This window comes from Streptomyces manipurensis, assembly GCF_049570255.1.
Lineage (GTDB): Bacteria > Actinomycetota > Actinomycetes > Streptomycetales > Streptomycetaceae > Streptomyces > Streptomyces manipurensis.
Genome location: NZ_CP186950.1, coordinates 1686635 through 1702628 on the forward strand (window position 1 = coordinate 1686635; position 15994 = coordinate 1702628).

The 15994-nt window shown below is 74.6% G+C and carries 12 protein-coding genes; 6 read left to right on the forward strand and 6 right to left on the reverse strand.

Annotated elements, in window-relative coordinates; all coding sequences use genetic code 11:
* Window positions 1-17 precede the first annotated feature (17 nt).
* Window positions 18-404, reverse strand: a complete 387-nt coding sequence (locus tag ACPU2J_RS07780) for a GntR family transcriptional regulator (RefSeq protein ID WP_361607215.1) — start codon at window positions 402-404, stop codon at window positions 18-20.
* 71 nt (window positions 405-475) lie between these two features.
* Between ACPU2J_RS07780 and ACPU2J_RS07785 the strand changes: the two genes are divergently transcribed.
* The 3 genes from ACPU2J_RS07785 to ACPU2J_RS07795 all read left to right on the forward strand — a co-directional run bounded on the left by ACPU2J_RS07785 (window position 476) and on the right by ACPU2J_RS07795 (window position 3154).
* Window positions 476-1417, forward strand: coding sequence for a GNAT family N-acetyltransferase (locus ACPU2J_RS07785; RefSeq protein ID WP_361607212.1), 942 nt, complete (start codon window positions 476-478; stop codon window positions 1415-1417).
* Window positions 1414-1896, forward strand: coding sequence for a DUF402 domain-containing protein (locus ACPU2J_RS07790; protein ID WP_361607209.1), 483 nt, complete (start codon window positions 1414-1416; stop codon window positions 1894-1896). Before ACPU2J_RS07785 ends, ACPU2J_RS07790 begins: the two co-directional genes overlap by 4 nt.
* 202 nt (window positions 1897-2098) lie before the next feature.
* Window positions 2099-3154 carry a lytic polysaccharide monooxygenase auxiliary activity family 9 protein gene (locus ACPU2J_RS07795; protein ID WP_423833001.1) on the forward strand — a complete coding sequence of 352 codons (1056 nt, stop codon included), beginning with the start codon at window positions 2099-2101 and terminating at the stop codon, window positions 3152-3154.
* Window positions 3155-3211: 57 nt separating this feature from the next.
* Here the strand turns inward: ACPU2J_RS07795 and ACPU2J_RS07800 are convergent, their stop codons facing one another.
* The 3 genes from ACPU2J_RS07800 to ACPU2J_RS07810 all read right to left on the reverse strand — a co-directional run bounded on the left by ACPU2J_RS07800 (window position 3212) and on the right by ACPU2J_RS07810 (window position 8829).
* Window positions 3212-4069 (reverse strand): esterase/lipase family protein, encoded by an 858-nt coding sequence (locus tag ACPU2J_RS07800; protein ID WP_361607203.1) that lies wholly within the window; start codon window positions 4067-4069, stop codon window positions 3212-3214.
* A gap of 165 nt (window positions 4070-4234) precedes the next feature.
* Window positions 4235-5239, reverse strand: a complete 1005-nt coding sequence (locus ACPU2J_RS07805) for a DNA polymerase Y family protein (RefSeq protein ID WP_420081255.1) — start codon at window positions 5237-5239, stop codon at window positions 4235-4237.
* Window positions 5236-8829 (reverse strand): DNA polymerase III subunit alpha, encoded by a 3594-nt coding sequence (locus ACPU2J_RS07810; protein WP_423833002.1) that lies wholly within the window; start codon window positions 8827-8829, stop codon window positions 5236-5238. Before ACPU2J_RS07810 ends, ACPU2J_RS07805 begins: the two co-directional genes overlap by 4 nt.
* A gap of 151 nt (window positions 8830-8980) precedes the next feature.
* Here ACPU2J_RS07810 and ACPU2J_RS07815 point away from each other — a divergent pair, with 151 nt between their 5' ends.
* Both ACPU2J_RS07815 and ACPU2J_RS07820 read left to right on the forward strand, forming a co-directional pair.
* Complete coding sequence (locus ACPU2J_RS07815) at window positions 8981-10024, forward strand: DUF3533 domain-containing protein (RefSeq protein ID WP_420081253.1); 1044 nt, start codon at window positions 8981-8983, stop codon at window positions 10022-10024.
* Between the two features lie 774 nt (window positions 10025-10798).
* Complete coding sequence (locus ACPU2J_RS07820) at window positions 10799-11983, forward strand: AAA family ATPase (protein WP_423833003.1); 1185 nt, start codon at window positions 10799-10801, stop codon at window positions 11981-11983.
* A 12-nt stretch (window positions 11984-11995) separates the two neighbouring features.
* On the opposite strand, the gene ACPU2J_RS07825 is transcribed toward ACPU2J_RS07820, so the two are convergent.
* Together ACPU2J_RS07825 and ACPU2J_RS07830 are read right to left on the reverse strand one after the other, a co-directional pair.
* Window positions 11996-13654: an amidohydrolase gene (locus tag ACPU2J_RS07825; protein WP_361604569.1), complete on the reverse strand. Its 1659-nt coding sequence runs from the start codon at window positions 13652-13654 to the stop codon at window positions 11996-11998.
* A 33-nt stretch (window positions 13655-13687) separates the two neighbouring features.
* Window positions 13688-15082 carry a purine-cytosine permease family protein gene (locus tag ACPU2J_RS07830; protein WP_420081252.1) on the reverse strand — a complete coding sequence of 465 codons (1395 nt, stop codon included), beginning with the start codon at window positions 15080-15082 and terminating at the stop codon, window positions 13688-13690.
* A gap of 140 nt (window positions 15083-15222) precedes the next feature.
* Here ACPU2J_RS07830 and ACPU2J_RS07835 point away from each other — a divergent pair, with 140 nt between their 5' ends.
* Window positions 15223-15825, forward strand: a complete 603-nt coding sequence (locus ACPU2J_RS07835) for a TetR/AcrR family transcriptional regulator (RefSeq protein ID WP_423833004.1) — start codon at window positions 15223-15225, stop codon at window positions 15823-15825.
* The last annotated feature ends 169 nt before the right edge of the window (window positions 15826-15994 follow it).

Consider the following 15994-nt stretch of genomic DNA (forward strand, 5'->3'; position numbering starts at 1 on the left):
ACCGGCGCGCGGGAACCCTACTGCGCGTACCGCGCGCGCAGGGCCTCGTCGGCGGCCGCGCGGGCGTCCTCCAGGGTCAGCCCCAGCCGCCTCGCCCGGTCGGCGAAGGCCTGCGCCGCCGCCGCGGCCTCACGGGCGGCCGCGTCCCCGGCCGCCGCGACGAAGGTCCCGTTCCGGCCCCGCGTCTCGATCACCCCGTCGGCCTCCAGCGCCCGGTAGGCCTTGGCCACCGTGTTCGCCGCCAGGCCCAGCTCCTCCGCCAGGCCGCGGACGGTCGGCAGTTTGAAGCCCGCGGGCAGCCGGCCCGTGCGGGCCCGGTCGGCGATCTGCGCGCGCAGCTGTTCGTACGGGGCGGCCGCACCGGCCGAGCCGTCGATGGTGACCTTCAGGTTCGTCGAGCTCACGGGGCCGATTCTCCCCCATCGCCGGTTAATTCGGAGGCGCGGCCCCTGGCGGCCCGCCTAGCGTCTGGACCATGACCGTTCTGATCCGCGACATCCGCCCGGCCGACGCGTCCGACCTGGAGTCGGTGGTACGGGTGCGCCGGGCAGCCCTGCCGTACCTGATCACCACACCCGCGGAGGTGGCCTTCGAGGTCGCCGCCGCCCACCCCGCCCGCCACCACCGCGTGCTCGTCGCCGAGACCCCGGACGGCGAGGTCGTCGGCGTGACCCGGGCGGGCATCGCGCACGACAGCCCGGAGCCCGGCAAGGGCTACGCCAACACCTACGTCGACCCCGCCCGGCGCGGCCTCGGCGCCGGACGGGGCCTGCTGCGCGCGGCCGAGGAGCACCTGGCCGCCCACGGCGCGACCGACGTCTACACCTGGGTCCTCGACGAGCCCGCCCACCGGGCCTTCGCCGAGCGCCGCGGATACCGTCCGGGCCGCTCGGCGCACTTCCTGCGCCTGGACCTCGCCGCGGCCCCGCTGCCCGCACTGCCCGGCACCCTCCCGCCGGGGGTGGAGCTGCGCCCCGGCTCCGCCTTCGCCGCCGACCCGCGCCCCCTCTTCGAGGCCGACGCCGAGGCCACCTCCGACGAACCGGGCGACGTACAGGCCGAGCTGGACGACTACGAGGACTGGCTCGCGCACACCTGGAACAGCCCGTCCCTCGACAAGGAGCTGACGGTCGTCGCCCTGGTGGACGGCACGGTGGCCTCCTTCAGCGCCGCCGCCACCGACGGAGCCACCCGCTACGCCTCGGCCATGACCGGCACCCGGCGCGCCTTCCGCGGCCGGGGCCTGGCGAAGCTCGCGAAGACGGCCTCCCTGCACCGGGCGCGCGCCGCCGGGTACACCGAGGCCTTCACCGGCAACGACGCCGGGAACGGACCGATGCTCGCGATCAACGAGTGGTTCGGCTACGGGATCTGCGCGACCGAGACGCGCTACACGAGGAAGCTGGGAGCCGCATGAGCCTGCCACTGACCGTCCACCTGACCAAGGCCGGCCGGACCAAGATCCGCTACCCGGCGGTGCAGGTCGCCGACGACGGGGACCGGATCTCGGTGCGCGCGCCCTGGGCGGCCGAGGGAGTACGGGACTTCGGCTTCGTGCGCTTCGAGCCGGGGGACGTGTTCGTCGAGCACTTCTGGCGCACCCGCTGGTACGCCGTCAAGGAGGTGCGGGCCGGCGACGGCACCCTCAAGGGCTGGTACTGCGACATCACGCGCCCCGCCGTGGTGCGCAGCGGCGAGATCCACGTGGAGGACCTGGACCTCGACCTGTGGGTCTCCGCGGACGGGGGCTCCGTACTGCGCCTGGACGAGGACGAGTTCGCGGCGAGCGGGCTCGCGAGGACCGATCCGGAGGCGGCGGCCCGGGCCGTGCGCGCCCTCGACGCCCTGGACGACCAGGCCCGCACACCGGAGGGCCTGGCGGCGCTCCTGCCGTGACCGGGCGGTTCCTGATCTGCCTCTTACCCCTTCCTTAAGCGGATCGTAAGGATCCCCGCACGGGGGCCCGGCGGGGTGGAACGCGGGGTCCCGCGGGCTAGCGTGGCCGAGCCGGCGGAGGGCCGGGGGCGGTGCCGTCGGGGCGCCGCCGCACCGCCCCGACCGCCGGCGAGCCCACCCCCTGCCCGAAGGAGATCCACCCATGCCCGCACGCCGCCGTACCGTGACGCCGATCCGTGTCGCCGCCGTCGCGCTGGCCCCGCTCGCGCTCGCCGCGTACGCCGCGGCCCCCGCGGCCGCGCACGGTTCGATGACGGACCCCGTGAGCAGGGTGGCCGCGTGCTACGCGGAGGGACCGGAGTCGCCGCGCACCGCCGCGTGCAAGGCGGCCGTCGCCTCCAGCGGCGCGCAGGCGTTCTACGACTGGAACGCGGTCAACATCGCCAACGCCGCGGGGAACCACCGCTCGCTGATCCCGAACGGCAAGCTGTGCTCGGCCGGCAACGACAAGTACCGGGGGCTCGACCTGGCCCGCGCCGACTGGCCCGCGAGCCCGATGTCCGCCGGCGCGCACACCTTCCGCTACAAGGGGACGGCCCCGCACAAGGGCTCCTTCGAGCTGTACATGACGAAGGACGGCTACGACCCGACGAAGCCGCTGAAGTGGTCCGACCTGGAGCCCGCGCCGTTCGCGAAGGCCACCGACCCCGGCATGCAGAACGGCGACTACGTGTTCTCCGGGACCGTCCCGAACAAGTCCGGGCGCCACCTCGTCTACAGCATCTGGCAGCGCTCCGACAGCCCGGAGGCCTTCTACACCTGCTCGGACGTGGTCTTCGGCAAGGACAACGGGGGCGGCGGCAACGGGGGCGGCAACGGCGGCAGCACCGCCGGACCGAGCACGAAGCCCGGGACCGGCGGCGAGCCTTCCGGGAAGCCCTCCGAGAGGCCGGCCGACAAGCCCTCGGCCCCGACGGACCAGCAGATCGCCGACGGCGCCGGCAAGTCCGGCGTCGAGCACAACGGGCACGGCGACAACGACCCGAAGACGAACGGCACGGCGGGCGGCAACGCCTCCCCGATCGCCGCGCAGGCCGCCCCCTCCGCCCCGGCGAACGGAAACCTCGCCGAGACGGGCGGCAACAGCGCCACCCCGTCGATCGCGCTCGCCGGGGCGGCCGCCCTGGCCGTGGGCGCGGGCGTGCTGTTCGCGGTGACCCGCCGCCGTGCGACGACGGCGGGACGCCACGGCCGCTAGTCCGCGGACGCAGCCTGCCGGACGGACCGTCCGCGCCTCTTCGACGAGTCGGACGGCTCAGTCGAAGACCGAGGCGCAGGTGGTCCGTTCGGCGTTGGCCGGGTCGAGGGCGTTGACCGCCTCGTGCCAGGCGATCCGGTCGACGAGCCCGATGGCCACGTGCTCCGAGAGGTCCACGGCGCACAGGTCCTGGAGCACGACGTTGCGTACGTTCGGCCCTTCCAGGAAGCCGCTCCGGTACGGCGTGACCACCTCGTCGTACTTGGTCGCGATCACCGTGTACTTGACCCCGGGCACGGTGTCCCCGCCGGCGTTCAGCTTCTGCAGGAAGGCCGATCCGGCGATCTGGTCGGCGAGGCCCGGTGTCGCGGTGCTGATCAGGTGCTCGGCCCCGGGGAAGTAGGGCAGCAGCTTGGTGAAGCCGAGCAGGGTCGTGCCGTGGTTGTCGGGGGCGAGGCCGACCAGCGCGTTCACCTTCTGCGCGCCCCCGAGGAACTTCAGGTAGTAGCGCGGCATCATGCCGCCCTGCGAGTGCCCGATGATGTCGGTCTTGGACGCCCCGGTGGCGGCGAGGACCTTGTCGACGAAGACGTCGAGCTGTTCGGCGGACTTGTCGATGGGGCCGAGCCCGTTGAAGAAGGGGACGCCGGGCAGCTGGCCGTAGTCGAGCGAGTAGACGCAGTACCCGCGGTGGACGAGGTAGGGGGCCAGGCCGAGCCAGTTGTCCCAGGAGTTGCCGAAGGTGCCGTGGACGAGGACGACGGGGCGCGGGTGCGCGGCGGACGGCTTGCAGGACCAGTTGTTCCAGCCGCTGCCGGGGGCGGCGGCCTGGGCCGTTCCGGTGGGGGCGACGAGGGCGGCGGCGGTGAGGGCGAGGACGGCCAGCGGGCGGAGCAGACGTCTCCAAGGCAGCATCGGGTGATCTCCTTGCGGGTCGACTCAAGGGGATGAGCGTGGGGGTTCGTCCCGTGATCCGGATCACAAGGGGGGCTGCTGCCGTCAAATTACGGGCGAGTAGCAAAACAGGGAAGTTACGCGTCGGTAAAAACTGACGTGTCGTCCGGCGGGGCCGGCGGGCCGTCAGGCGGCGAGCGTGCCGCGGGCGATGGCCCGGTGGCCGAACCGCGCGCGCACCCGGTCGGTGACCGCCTCCAGACGACGGGCCTTCTCGTCCTCGGGGTCCAGGCTGAGCTGCCGCGCGGCCCGCTCGGCCGGGAGCAGCTCCTCCGCGCGCAGCGAGAGCGCGCGGACGCGGGCCCGTTGCAGGCCGAGCCCCTCGTAGAGGGCGTAGGCCACGGCGGTCAGCGCCGCCGAGTGCGCGGTGGGTTCGGCCAGGGTGCGGGTGCGCGTCAGGGTGGTGCGGTCGGCGCAGCGGACGGTGAGCGCGAGGCCACGGCACACCTGCCCGCCCCCTTGGGTACGGAGCTTCGCACCGAGCTCCTCCGTCAGCGAGAGCAGCGCCCGCCGGTGCCGTACGGGATCCAGCTCGTCCCGCTCGAAGGAGCGCTCGGCGGCGACGGCGCGGGCGGCGGCGCCCGGCCGGACGGGGGTTCGGTCGATCCCGAGGGCGCGCTCGTGCACCTCCCGGCCGAGCCGGGCGCCGAGGATCCGCCGCAGGGCGGCGGGCGGGGCCGCGGCGACCCTGCCGACGGAATCGAGGCCGTAGGAGCACAGGGTGCGGGCGGCCTTGGGCCCGACCCCGTCGAGGGTGACGACGGGCTTGTCCGCGAGGAAGTCCCGTACGGCGGAGGCTTCCCCGGGAACGACCAGGGTGGCGCCGGGCGCCGCCTCCCGGGCCGCGGCCCGGGCCAGCATCGGGTTGCCCGCCACGCCGACGGCGGCGTCCACCCCGTACAGGGCGAGGGCCCGCACCCGGACCAGGGCGGCGAGCCGGACCGCGTCGCACCCGAAGTACCGCAGCGCGCCCCGGACGTCCGCGAGGGCGGCGTCGGGCGGCAGGGCCTGCACGGCCGGGGTGATCCCGCCCAGCAGCGCGAGGACCCCGGCGTACTCCCGTGCCCCGAGCGGGCCTCCGTCGGCGGGGCGCAGCCGCAGGCACATCACGGTCCGTGCCGGCGCGTTCATCCGGCGCTCCCCGGGCTGGAGTGCCACAGCTTGCGGCCCGTCGCGGGGCCCGTGCCGGGCGGCTGGAGATCGGCCCAGGGGTTCATCTCGTACCCCGTGGACATGCGGATCGTGCGGCCGGGGGCCGTCGTCGCCGGACCTGCGCCGTCCGCGCCGTCACCGGCCGGCGGGTCCTGGTCGCCTTCGCCGGGGGCGGCGGGCTCCTTCGCGGCCGGCTCGGCGAGACGGGCCGCGACCGCGTCCAGGCCTCCCTCGGCCCGCAGTTGCGCCAGCTCGGCCAGGTTCCACGCCGCCGCCCCGACGATGCTCAGGCTCTGCGGGCCCCTGCGCTGCACGACGCCGCGCACCAGCAGCAGGAAGGAGTGGAAGACGGTGTGCGCGCACCGCTCGTGGCTGTCGTCGAAGAAGGCCAGGTCGACCAGGCCCGTCCCGTCGTCCAGCGTCGTGAAGATGACGCGCCTCCCCGACCGGATCGGCGGGGTCTGGGTGGCCGCCTTGGCCCCCGCGACCAGCACCGTCCGCCCGTGCTCGGCGTCCCGCAGCCGTGCGGCGGGGATCGCTCCCAGCTCGGCCAGGAAGGCGTGGTGGTCACCCATCAGATGGCGCGAGGCGTCCATGCCGAGGACTCCCAGCTCGGCACTGAGCCGCTCCGCGTCGGTCAGGTCGGGCAGGCCGACGGAGGCGGTGGACCGGCCCCCCTCCAGCGGGAGCTGAGGGCCGCGCAGGCCCGCGGCCCGCTGCGCCCCGTGCAGTTCCGCCAGGTGCAGCAGCAGGTCGCGCCGGTTGGCGCCGAAGGCGTCCAGCGCGCCGACCTGCGCGAGCCGTTCGGCCACCGGCCGGCCCGGGTGCGCCCGGTCCCAGAAGTCGCGCAGGGAGGCGTAGGGGCGGCCGGAGTCGATCCGGCCGGCCTCGGCCCCGCTGATGCCGTGGACGTCGGACAGTCCCAGCCGCAGCCCCCACACCCCGCCCGCACCGGACCCTTCACCGGACACCAGTTCGATACGGTGGTCGACCGCCGAGCGGTTGACGTCCAGCGGCAGCACCGGGACGCCCCGCCGCCGCGCGTCGGCCAGCAGCAGCCGCTTGGGGTACATGCCCGGATCGTGGGTGAGCAGACCGGCGTAGAAGGCCGCCGGGTGGTGCGCCTTCAGCCACGCCGACTGGTAGGTGGGCACCGCGAAGGCCACCGCGTGCGCCTTGCAGAAGCCGTAGCTGCCGAAGGCCTCCACGATCTCCCAGGTCCGCCCGATCACCTCCGCCGGATAGCCGCGCTCCGCCGCCTTCGCCGCGAACCAGACCTTGATCCGGGCCTGCGACTCGGGGTCGGACAGGCCGCGCCGGACCCGGTCCGCCTCGTCCCGCCCGCAGCCGGTCATCACGTGCACGATCTCGATGACCTGCTCGTGGAAGACCACCACCCCGTACGTCTCGCGCAGCGCGTCGGCCAGGTCGGGGTGCGGGAAACGGACCGGCGCCCGGCCGTGCCGGGCCTCGATGAAGGGTCGCACCATGTCGGCGGCCACCGGCCCCGGCCGGAACAGCGAGATGTCGACGACCAGATCGTGGAAGGTGGCCGGCTGCAGCCTGCCCACCAGGTCCCGCTGGCCCGGTGACTCGATCTGGAAGCAGCCCAGCGTCTCCGCCGAGCGGATCAGTTCGTACGTGGCCCGGTCGCCCGGCGGCACCTGCGCCGGGTCGTCCAGGTCGAGCTCGCGCCCCGTGCCGCGCCGGACCTCCGCGACCGCGTGCGCCATCGCCGACTGCATCCGCACGCCCAGCACGTCCAGCTTGAGCAGCCCGAGCTCCTCCACGTCGTCCTTGTCGAACTGGGACATGGGGAAGCCCTCGCCGCTGGTGGGCACCACCGGCGTACGGCCGAGCAGCGAGGCGTCCGAGAGCAGCACCCCGCACGGGTGCATGGCGGTCCCGCGCGGCAGCGCGTCCAGCGCTTCGACGAGCTCCCACAGCCGCCCGTACGACTCCCCGCGCACATCGCGCAGTTCGGGCAGCTCCTGCAGCGCGGCACGGGCGTCGCGGGCCCTGATGTGCGGGAAGGACTTGGCGAGCCGGTCGACGGTGGCCGGGTCCATGGACAGGGCGGCGCCGACGTCCCGGACGGCGTGCCGCACGCGGTAGGTCTCGGGCATGGAGACGGTGGCGACGCGCTCGGAGCCGAACCGGTCGATGATCCGCCGGTAGACCTCCAGCCGGCGCGCGGACTCCACGTCGATGTCGATGTCGGGCAGGACCCGCCGCCGCTTGGACAGGAAGCGCTCCATGAGCAGGCCGTGCTCGACGGGGTCGGCGTGCGCGATCCCGATCAGGTGGTTGACGAGGGAGCCCGCGCCGGAGCCCCGGGCGGCCACCCGGATGCCCATCTCCCGTACGTCGTCGACGACCTGCGCGACCGTCAGGAAGTAGGTGGCGAAGCCGTGGTACTCGATGATGTCGAGCTCCCGGTGCATCCGGTCCCAGTAGGCGCGGTCCTCCGCGTAGCCGCGCAGCACCATGCCCGCCGAGGCCCGGGAGGCGAGGACCCGCTGGGCGCTGCGGTGGGCCGCGCCGACGAGCCGGGCCTCGGGGAAGTGCACGGATCCCATGCCCAGGTCGTCCTCGGGGTCGACACGGCAGGCCTCGGCGGTACGCCGGGTCTCCGCGAGCAGCCGCCGGGCGTCGGCGGGGCCCAGGCCGGCGGCGCGGGCGATCAGCTCGGCGGACCCGGCCATGGCGGCGGGGTCCTTCAGCCAGCGCTCGCCGCCGTCGAGCGGGTAGCGGGAGCTCCGCGGGTCGACGGGGACCAGGCGGCGGGCCGCGTCGAGGACGTCGGCGACCGGTCCCTGGCCGGGATCGGCGTAGCGGACGGCGTTCGTGAGCACGGCCGGGACGCCCTGCTCGGCGGCAAAGCCGACGGTACGGGCGGCGAGCCGGAGCGAGCCGGACCCCGTGCCGGCACGGCCGTGGTGGACGGCCTCCAGCCGCAGGGAGTCGCCGTAGACCTCCCGCCAGGGCGCGAGCAGCCGGGCGGCCCGGTCGGGACGGCCCGCGGCAAGGGCGCGCCCCACCTCGGAGCCCGGCCCGAGGAGGACGAACACGCCCTCCCCGCGCAGCGCCTCCCACGGGACCACCGGGACCTCTGGGGCGCCCGCGTGGGCGGCGGTGACCATCCGGCACAGCTCGGCCCAGCCCGCGGCCCCGTCCCGGGCCAGGAACACGGCCCGCGCGGCGGACTCGTCCAGGAAGGCCCCGCCCTTGACGGGGGTGCGCCTGCGGTACGAGGCCTCCGGGCCCGCGCCGTCGGCCCCGCGGCCGGTGCCCGCGGCGGGCCCCGTCGGGCCCCCCGGCCCGGCCGGACCCGCCACGTGCGTCCCGGGGGCGGCCGACACGGCCATGTCCACGCCGAACAGGGGCCGGATCCCCGCCTTCGCCGACGCCTTCGCGAAGCGCACCGCGCCCGCGAGGGTGTCGCGGTCGGTCAGCGCGAGGGCGTCCATGCCGCGCTCGGCGGCACGCTCCGCCAGCCGTTCCGGATGCGAGCCCCCGTAGCGCACGGAGAACCCCGAAACGGTGTGCAGATGCGTAAAACCGGGCACCCGCGGCCTCCTGCTTCGCTCGTTTCGACCACCCCCGCTTCCACCATAGAGCAATTCGAATACCCGTGCGAAACACATGTTCGACCACCTGGGTCATCCATTCGGCTCGCCCCTGCTGCGCCCGCCCGCCGGTCCGCCGAGCGTGTGGAACATGACCCAGCCCCCCGAAAACGCCGAGAGCACCGCCCCGAGCCCGCCCACGGGCTTCCTCGCCGAGGTCAAGGACGCCGTGACCACCCGGGCGGCACTGCTCGTCCTGGGAGTCCTGGTCCTCCAGCTCGCCTTCGTCACCTCCTACATCGGGGCCTTCCACCTGCCGAAACCCCACGAGATCCCGATCGCCGTGGCCGCCCCCGCCGCACCCGTCGCCGAACGGTCCGCCCAGCAGCTCGGCGCCCTCCCCGGAGACCCGCTCGACCCCCACGTGGTCAAGGACGGGGCCGAGGCGCGCGCCCAGGTCGAGAACCGCGACGTCGACGGCGCACTGGTCATCGACCCGGCCGGCCGGACCGACCTGCTGCTGGTCGCCTCCGGCGCCGGAGCCTCGCTGTCCCAGGCCCTGGAAGAGGTCGTCGGCCGCGCCGAACAGGCCCAGGGCCGGACCGTACGGGTCACCGACGTCGCCCCGGCCGCCAAGGGCGACAGCCGCGGCCTGAGCTCCTTCTACCTGGTGATCGGCTGGTGCGTCGGCGGCTACCTGTGCGCCGCGATCCTCGCGATCAGCGCCGGCGCCCGGCCCGCGAACCCGCACCGCGCCGTCATCCGGCTCGGCGCGCTGCTCGGCTACGCCCTGGCCGCCGGTCTGCTCGGCGCGCTCATCGCCGGCCCGGTCCTCGACGCGCTGCCCGGCAGCATCTGGGGCCTGTGGGGGCTCGGCACCCTGGTCGTCTTCGCGGTCGGCGCGATCACCCTCGCCTTCCAGGGGCTGGCGGGCGTGATCGGCATCGGCCTCGCGATCCTGGTGATCGTGGTGCTGGGCAACCCGAGTGCGGGCGGCGCCTACCCCTATCCGCTGCTGCCGCCGTTCTGGAGCGCCATCGGCCCGGCCCTGCCACCGGGCGCCGGCACGTACGCCGCCCGCTCCATCACCTACTTCGGCGGCAACGGCGCGGGCGGCCCGATGCTGGTCCTGTCGGCCTGGGCGGTGGTGGGCGCGGCCGTCACCCTGGCCTGCGCAACGACCCGCCGCCGGTAGCTCCCGCGGGGGGTCGCAGATCCGGGCCGGCCCGCGGGCTCGGGATCGGCCGGTGCGGGGTGGTGCGGGTGCGGCCTGGTCCCCCGGTGCCCGGATCAGCCCGTGCGGGGCAATGCGGGTGCGGCCTGGTCCTGTGGGGTCCGGATCCAAAGGGGTGCGGGGTCGATCCGTTCCTGTGCGGGTGGGGTGCGGGGCCGGGGAGGGGTGTCTCCTCGGCTCGCGCGTGCGGCGGGGTTCGTCCCGTACGAGGCGGTTGCACGCTCGTCCTGCGGGGACACCCCTCCCCGTCCCCGCACCAACAGCACAACCCCCGCTCCGCCACACCAGCCCCGCCGAAGCCATGGCATCGCAGTGCGGCCAGGTCCCGCACGGGACGGCGAGGGGATCGGCCCGGGGTGTCGAAGCCTCGGCGTGGGGTGGGGACACGGTGGAGTGTCCCCGCAGGACGAGCGCGCAACCACCCCGCCACAGACCGACCCACCCGCACGCGCCGAGCCGAGGAGACACTCCACCGGGGCCCCACCCCACACCCCCACAGGCCACCCGCACCCCAACCCCGCCCCACAGACAGAACACCGACCCGGCGAAGCCAAACCCAACCCGCCGACGCCCAGCGCGCAGCGACCCGGCCGAGGAGACACTCCACCGGGGCCCCACCCCACACCACAGGCCGGCCGCACCGAATCCCGGCCCCACAGGCAGAACACCGACCCGGCGCAGCCAAGCCCCAACCCGCCAACGCACAGCGCGCCAGCGACCCGGCATGATCGGGGCGTGATCACCACCCTCGCCGTCGAGAACTACCGCTCCCTCCGCCGCCTCGTCGTCCCCCTCGGCCGGCTCACCGTCGTCACCGGCGCGAACGGCACGGGCAAGTCCAGCCTGTACCGCTCCCTGCGTCTGCTCGCGGACTCCGCCCGGGGTGGTGCCGTCGCCGCGCTGGCGCGGGAGGGCGGGCTGCCGTCGACGCTGTGGGCGGGCCCGGAGACGCTGTCGCGCGCCGTACGCGAGGGGCTCCGGCCGCTGGAGGGCACGGTCCGTAGCGAGCCGGTCAGCCTGCGGCTCGGCTTCGCCGGGGAGGAGTTCGGGTACGCGGTCGACTTCGGGCACCCCGTGCCGGTGGGGCAGTCGCTGTTCTCCCTGGATCCGGAGATCAAGCGCGAGTGCACCTGGGCCGGGCCCGTGCTGCGTCCGGCGGCGGTGCTGTCGGACCGGTCGGGGCCCGCCGTGCGGACCCGTACGGCGGACGGGGGCTGGCACCGTACGCAGAACGCCCTGCGCCCGTACGACTCGATGCTGAGCGAGCTCGCGGACCCCCAGCTGGCCCCGGACCTGCTGGCGCTGCGGGAGCGGATCCGGTCCTGGCGGTTCTACAACCACCTCCGCACCGATGCCGCCGCGCCGGCCCGGATCCCGCGGGTCGGGACCCGTACGCCCGTGCTGGCCGCCGACGGCTCCGACCTGCCGGCCGCGCTGCAGACGATCCGGGAGACCGGGGACGCGGCCGCCCTGGACGCGGCGGTGGACGCCGCGTTCCCCGGTACGCGGGTGTCCGTCACGGACCGGGACGGCCGCTTCGGGCTGGAGCTGCACCAGCACGGGCTGCTGAGGCCGCTGGGCGCGGCGGAGCTGTCCGACGGGACCCTGCGCTACCTGCTGTGGGTGGCGGCGCTGCTGACGCCGCGCCCGCCGGCGCTGATGGTCCTGAACGAGCCGGAGACCAGCCTCCATCCGGATCTGCTGGCCCCGCTGGCGGACCTGGTGCTGACGGCCGCGCGCGACACCCAGACGGTGGTCGTGACGCATGCGGCCCCGCTGGCCGAGGCCCTGGCCGCGGGCACCCGGCGGCACCGGGTGGACCTGCGGACGGTGGAGCTGGTCAAGGAGTTCGGCCGGACGGAGGTCGCCGGCCGTGAGGGGCCGCTCGACGAGCCGCTCTGGTACTGGCCCAAGCGGTGAGCGGCCGGGCCGTCACGGCGCGCGGTGGACGATCTCTCCCGCGACGACGACGGTCTCGGCGATCGTGCCGGGGATCTCGTCGGCCGGGACGGTGAGGATGTCGCGGGAGAGGACCACGAAGTCGGCGGCCTTGCCGACGGTGAGGGAGCCGCGTTCCCCGTCGAGGAAGTTGGCGTGCGCGGAGCCCATCGTGTAGCCGTGCACCGCCGTCTCCACGTCGACCGTCTCGGCGGGCTGCCAGGCGGGGCCGTCGCCGGTGAGGGGGCGGCGGGTGACCGCCGTGTAGATGCCGATCATGGGGTCCATCTCGGCGACGTTCCAGTCGCTGGAGAAGGCCAGTACGGCCCCGGCCTCGTGCAGGCTGCGCATCGGCCAGGCCTTGTGCCAGCGCTGTTCGCCGACGTTCTCGGCCCAGTCCTGGCCCGGTCCGGCGATCTCCGGTGCGCAGTGCCGCGGCTGCATGCAGGCGACCACGCCGAGCCGTGCGAAGCGGGGCACGTCCTCGGGGTCGAGGCATTCCACGTGTACGACCTGGTGGCGGGCGTCGCGCGGGCCGTTGAGCGCGCGGGCGTGCTCGACCGCGTCCAGGACGGTGCGGATGCCGCGGTCGCCGGTGGCGTGCACGAAGCACTGGAATCCGCGGGCGTCCAGCTTGGCCAGCAGCTCCGCGAACTCCTCGGCGGGGTAGAAGGTGTCGCCGCGGTGGGAGCCGCAGCCGGTGTAGGGCTCCAGCAGGGCTGCCGTGCGTGGTTCGACGACGTCGTCGATGTACAGCTTGAGGGGGCCGACGCGCAGCCGGTCGTCGGCGAAGCGCTGTGCGGCGGAGGCGAAGTCGTCGAGGTCGGCGTCGTCGGTGCCGCGCGGGTGGAAGAGGGCGGCGACGATCCGGGAGCGCAGGCGGCCTTCTGTCCGGGCGCGTGCGAAGAGTTCGAGGTCGTCGAGGGAGTTCTGCGGCTCGACGACGGTGGTGATGCCGAAGCCGATGGCGTCGTCGAGGCTCTTGGCGAGGCGCCCGTACTGCCGGTCGGGGGAGGCCCAGGGGACGCCGAGTTCGCGCAGGGCGCGGTGGCCGTCGCGGGAGAGTCCCTTGATGGCGAAGTCGGTGACGAAGCCGGTGGGTTCGCCGGTCCCGGGGTCGACGGCGGCGGTACCGAAGGGCAGGTCGGTGCGGTCGCGGGTGACGCCGAGGCGACGCAGGGCGGCGGTGTTCAGCCAGGCGGTGTGGACGTCGTAGGAGAGGACCAGTGCGGGGGTGTCGCCGGTGACGGGGTCGAGGTCGGCGGCGCGGGGCATGCGGCCGCCGGGGATGGCGGAGTAGTCGAAGGCCTCGGCCTCGATCCAGGGGGCGTCGGGGTTGGCCTCCCGCCAGGCCAGGATGCGTTCGTGGATGCCGTCCAGGGTGCGGACGCCGGCGAGCTGGACGCAGGCGTCGTCGGAGCCGAGGCGGACGTGGTTGTGGGCGTCGATGAAGCCGGGCAGGACGAGCTTGCCGCCGGCGTCGATGCGGCGGGTGCCGGGTCCGGCCCAGGCCTCGGCCCCGGTGTCGGGTCCGACCCAGACGATCAGTCCGTCGTGGACGGCGAGGGCCTGGGCCTCGGGCAGGTCCGGGTCGACGGTGTGGATGCGGGCTCCGGTGAGCAGCAGGTCGGCGGGGAAGGGGTGGCGGGTCATGCGGGGGGTCTCCCTCGGGGGCGGTGGGGTGGTTCAGGCGGCCGGGACGTAGGCGGGGAGGCTGCGGCGGGCGAGGGCCCAGTAGGTGAGTCCGGAGACGACCGAGCCGAGGAGGGTGAGGTCGGCGCCGCCGAGCGGGGCGACCAGGGGGCCGGTCCACAGCTCGGAGTCGCAGGTGAGGGCGGCGAAGGCCATGCCGGCGAGGAGGGCGGTGAGGCCGGCGGGGTGGTAGCCGGAGCGGTACCAGTAGGTGCCGGCGCGGCCGGCGTGCAGGGCGTCGGCGTCGTAGCGGCAGCGGCGCAGCAGCATGTCGGCGAGGAAGACGCCGCCCCAGGGGGCGAAGACGATGATCAGGAGGGAGAGGAAGGAGAGCAGGGAGGTGGTGAAGTCGGTGAGGAAGAGGGCGGCGAGCGAGCCGAGGGCGGTGACGGCGGCGCTGATGACGATGGCGCGGGCGCGGCTCCAGGGGATGCCGAGGACCTGGAGGTTCAGGCTGGAGGAGTAGAGGGTGATGATCGAGTTGGTGACGGATCCGCCCAGGACGAGGGCCAGGAACAGCGGCTGGAACCAGCCGGGCAGGAGGCTCTCGGTCCCGGCGACGGCGTCGGTCATGTCGGTCTGGGTGGCGGCGGCGACGCCCGCGACGCCGAGGGCGACGGAGGAGAGGAAGCCGCCGAGGGCTCCGGTCCAGGTGATGGACCTGAGCGTGGTGGTGCGGGGCAGGTAGCGGGTGTAGTCGGCGGGCATCGGGACGTAGGAGAACGGTCCGGCGAACACGACGACGAGGGCGAGGCTCCAGCCGGATATGCCGGGGGCTTCGGCGGCGCGGGTGGCGGTGTCGGCTCCGGGGAGGACGAAGAGGAGCAGGGCGCCGAAGCCCGCGGCGAGGACGTAGGCCATCCAGCGTTCGGCGAACTGGACGGTGGCGTGGCCCCACATCGCGACGGCGAAGGTGAGGGCGAGGGTGAGGAGCAGGGCGAGTGCCCGTCCCGTGGTGCCGCCGTTCCAGCCGGCCTCGGCGAAGAACACTTCGAGGGCGAGGGTGCCGACGACGGTGTTGACGATGGTGTAGCCGATGCTGACGACCCAGTTGAGGACGCCGGCGGGGATGTTGCCGCGGACTCCGAAGGCGGCGCGGGAGACGACGAGGGTGGCGGTGCCGGTGCGGATGCCGCTGAGGCCGGCGGCGCTGATGGCGAAGAAGGACAGGCCGCCGAGCACGACGACGGCGGTGGCCTGCCAGAAGGAGAGCCCGAAGGCGACGGCGAGGGCGCCGTTGATGACGTAGGTGAAGGTGAGGTTCGAGCCGAACCAGAGCCAGAACAGGTCCTTGGCGCTGCCGTGGCGTTCGGCGTCGGGAATGGGGTCGATGCCGTGGGTCTCGACCCGGAACACCTCGTCGACGTCGGCTGTCTCCTGCTGTCCCATGGCGGGGCCCCTGACCTTGAGCGATCTTGAATGGCGTTCTAGGTTATTGAATGGCATTCAAGATGAGGGGTGGATGCGGACGGCGTCAAGACCCTGTCCGGGATAAGGTCGGGCGCACGAGGATCCGGAGGGCGGGACTGGTGGCGGGAGCGGCGCGACGGCGCGACGGGCGGATCGCCCAGGAGCGGATGCTCGAGGAGGCCATGGCGGCGATCGCCGAGGACGGGCTGGCCACGCTGACGATGTCCGCGCTCGCGGAACGGCTCGGCACCAGCGGCGGCCACATCCTGTACTACTTCGGCAGCAAGGACCGGCTCCTGCTGGAGGCCCTGCGCTGGAGCGAGGATCGGCTCGCCGTGGAACGCGGCGAACTGCTGGGCCGCCGGGTGACCGCCGCGCGCAAGCTGGACCTGTTCCTGGAGCTGTACCTCCCGCTGGGGCCGCGGGACCCGCGCTGGACCCTGTGGATCGAGCTGTGGGCCCGTACGGCCTCCAACGAGCCGCTGAAGGCCGCGCAGGAGGAGATCGACGAGGGCTGGCAGCGGGATCTGGAGGCGCTGCTGGCCAAGGGCGCGGACCAGGGCCGCTTCGCCCCCCTCGACGTGCCCGCACGGGCCTCCGAGCTGCTCGCGCTGCTGGACGGCCTCAGCACCCGCGTGGTCCTCGGCCAGCGCGGCGCGGACCGCGCCCTGGCCCTGGCCCGGGCCCGTTCGGCGGCCGCGGCCCTGATCCCCCCGGCCTGACCGGACGCACCGCCCCCGGCCCGGCGCGAGGGGGCGCTCCCACCCGTTCACGCACGTTCACGCCCCTCCGGACACGGCGTGAGCTGCGCATGCGCGGGAGCGGCAGGAGCGCGGACGGCCCCGCGAGGGCCTTCGCGGGAATTTCCCCCGAAGTGCGCCCTACCGCACT